The 2,558-nt window shown below is 60.2% G+C and carries 2 protein-coding genes; both read left to right on the forward strand.

The window, feature by feature from the left end; all coding sequences use genetic code 11:
* Positions 1-450: 450 nt before the first annotated feature.
* On the forward strand, positions 451-1,716 hold the full coding sequence (gene ltrA / locus U9980_RS06405; RefSeq protein WP_322767091.1) for a group II intron reverse transcriptase/maturase: 1,266 nt from the start codon (positions 451-453) through the stop codon (positions 1,714-1,716).
* A gap of 116 nt (positions 1,717-1,832) precedes the next feature.
* Entirely contained in the window at positions 1,833-2,414 is a 582-nt protein-coding gene (locus U9980_RS06410; protein WP_416210172.1) for a group II intron maturase-specific domain-containing protein, read from the forward strand.
* The last annotated feature ends 144 nt before the right edge of the window (positions 2,415-2,558 follow it).

Genomic DNA, 2,558 nt, shown 5'->3' on the forward strand with positions numbered 1-2,558 from the left:
GTTGTGGGAAGCGATTGAGGAAAAGGCGGCGTGAGAGTCGTCAGGCGGGGATCAGAAAGGCGAGCGAGAGCGAACCGTTGATGAAGCGTCGAAAAACAGGAGACGGCATCGAAACTGGGGTATGTGCAAAACCTCAGGAAAAGTCTGGCGGGTGCCCGTTTATTGGCCAGGCGGTGTCCGGCGTGAAGGCGGCGCGAGTCTGATCTGCGGCTACTACACGAAACGTGGGAAGGCGCGTGCCGATACTGTGCTCGTTCCTGCAAAGAGGGACGGGTGCGAGAGGGAGTGCGCCAAGCAGCAGAAACTGTGAGGCGTCGAGTACCGATGCGGCCGCGCTGGCGGACCAGCTCGTAGTAGTGACGAAGCACCTGTAATGGGTGTGGAGCGAAGGGGCTGGCTCATCCGTGGTTTGTTCGCACGAACAACCGGACGTGGTCTGGGAGGATGCGAGTGGGCAAGGCAGGTCTGAAGGACAAGTCGTTTGAAATATCGAAGTGGCTCGTGTGGGAGGCGTACAAGAGCGTCAAGGCGAATAAGGGTGCCGCTGGGGTGGACGGGCAGTCCGTCGAGGACTTCGAAGCCGATCTGAGTAGCAATTTGTACAAGATCTGGAATAGGATGTCTTCGGGGAGCTACTTTCCGCCTCCGGTGCGGGCGGTCGAGATTCCGAAGCCGCACGGTGGGGGGACGAGAATTCTCGGAATTCCCACTGTGGCCGACAGAATCGCTCAAACGGTGGTGGCGCTGCAACTGCGACCGCGTACGGAGGCGATCTTTCATCGTGACTCCTACGGGTACCGGCCGGGGCGTTCACCGCTGATGGCGGTCAAGAAGTGCCGGGAGCGATGCTGGAAGAAGGACTGGGTACTGGACTTGGATGTCCAGAAGTTCTTCGAATCGGTTGACCATGATCTCATGGTCAAGGCGGTGGAGGCCAACACCGACCAGAAATGGGTGGTGTTGTATGTGAAGCGCTGGTTGAAAGCGCCGGTGCAGATGCCCGATGGAACGGTGGTCGAGCGGGACCGCGGGACCTCGCAGGGGTCGGCGGTGTCACCCGTGCTCGCGAATCTCTACATGCATTACGCTTTTGACTTCTGGTTGGAGCGTGAGTTTCCGACCGTGGAGTTCGAGCGGTTCGCCGATGATGCGGTGGTGCACTGTGTGACTGAGCGTCAGGCCCGGCAGGTGTGGGCGGCGTTGGCTGGCCGGTTGGATAGCGTCGGGTTGCGGTTGCATCCCGACAAAACCAAGATCGTATACTGTGGGGACAGCAACCGAAGGCGCGAGTTTCCGTGTATTTCGTTTATGTTCTTGGGGTATGCGTTCCGTCCAAGGGAATCGAAATCGGGAAGAACTGGAACTATCTTCACGTCGTTCCAGCCCGCGATGAGCCCGGTGGCGCTGAAGAGCAAGAGCCAGGAACCGCGTCGATGGCGCGTCCACAGGCGCACCTCCATGGACCTACAAGAACTGGCCGAGTGGTTAAATCCCATTGTACGTGGTTGGATGAACTACTACGGAGCGTTCAACAGGTCCGAGATGTACTCCCTTCTGCAACGCATCAACACCTACTTGATGCGGTGGGCTCGTAAGAAGTTCAAGCGACTGCGCACATGGAAGCGATTCAAGGCCTGGTGGCGGGGGCTCACCGAGAGGCAACCCGAGCTCTTCGCGCACTGGGCGTGGATGCGCGCGTACCGGTGGACTGGATGAGAAGAGCGGAATGACGGGAGACTGTCACGTTCCGTTCCGTGGGAGCCTCGGGGTGAAACTCCCCGGGGCTACCCGACTACGCTTTCGACTCCTGGCTGGGACGAGAATTTCCGACCGTGGAGTTCGAGCGGTTCGCTGATGATGCGGTGGTGCATTGTAAGACCGAAGGGATGGCCCGCCGGCTGCTGGCCGCGCTGGCAGGACGCATGGAACAGGTTGGGCTGCGACTGCATCCCGACAAGACCAGGATCGTCTATTGCAAGGACAGGCGGAGGAAGGGCTCCTTCGAGAACACGTCCTTCACCTTCCTCGGGTACACGTTCCAGGCGAGGAAAGCTCCGACGAAAGACCGGAGAAGTATCTTCGCCGCGTTCCTTCCGGCGGTCAGCAGGGACGCCCTCAAGAAGATGGGGGGCGTGGTCCGACGTTGGCGGATCAACCTGCGCACCACCGACAATCTGGCGGCGCTCGCCGGGTGGATGAATCCGGTCGTCCGTGGCTGGATGAACTACTACGGGAAGTTTTACCGAACAGAACTCGACGGTCTGCTACGGCGCGTCAACACCTACCTGGTGCGCTGGGCCAGGCGGAAGTTCCAACGGCTCAGGTCGTTCAAGAAGGCCAAACGGTGGTGGAACGGGCTGCTGCGCAGGCAGCCTCGCCTGTTCGCCCACTGGGTCTGGATGACCGAGTTCTGACGGACTGGATGAGAAGAGCGGAGTGACGGGAGACTGTCACGCTCCGTTCTGTGGGAGCCCGGGGGTGAGATCCCCCCGGGCCACCCGGCCGTGAGCAGTCGCAGATGTCAGGGGTAATCCTGTTCAACACCCGGCAACAAGAAT

The sequence above is a fragment of the Protofrankia sp. Cr1 genome, from assembly GCF_963555865.1.
In the GTDB taxonomy this organism is placed as follows: Bacteria; Actinomycetota; Actinomycetes; order Frankiales; family Frankiaceae; genus Protofrankia.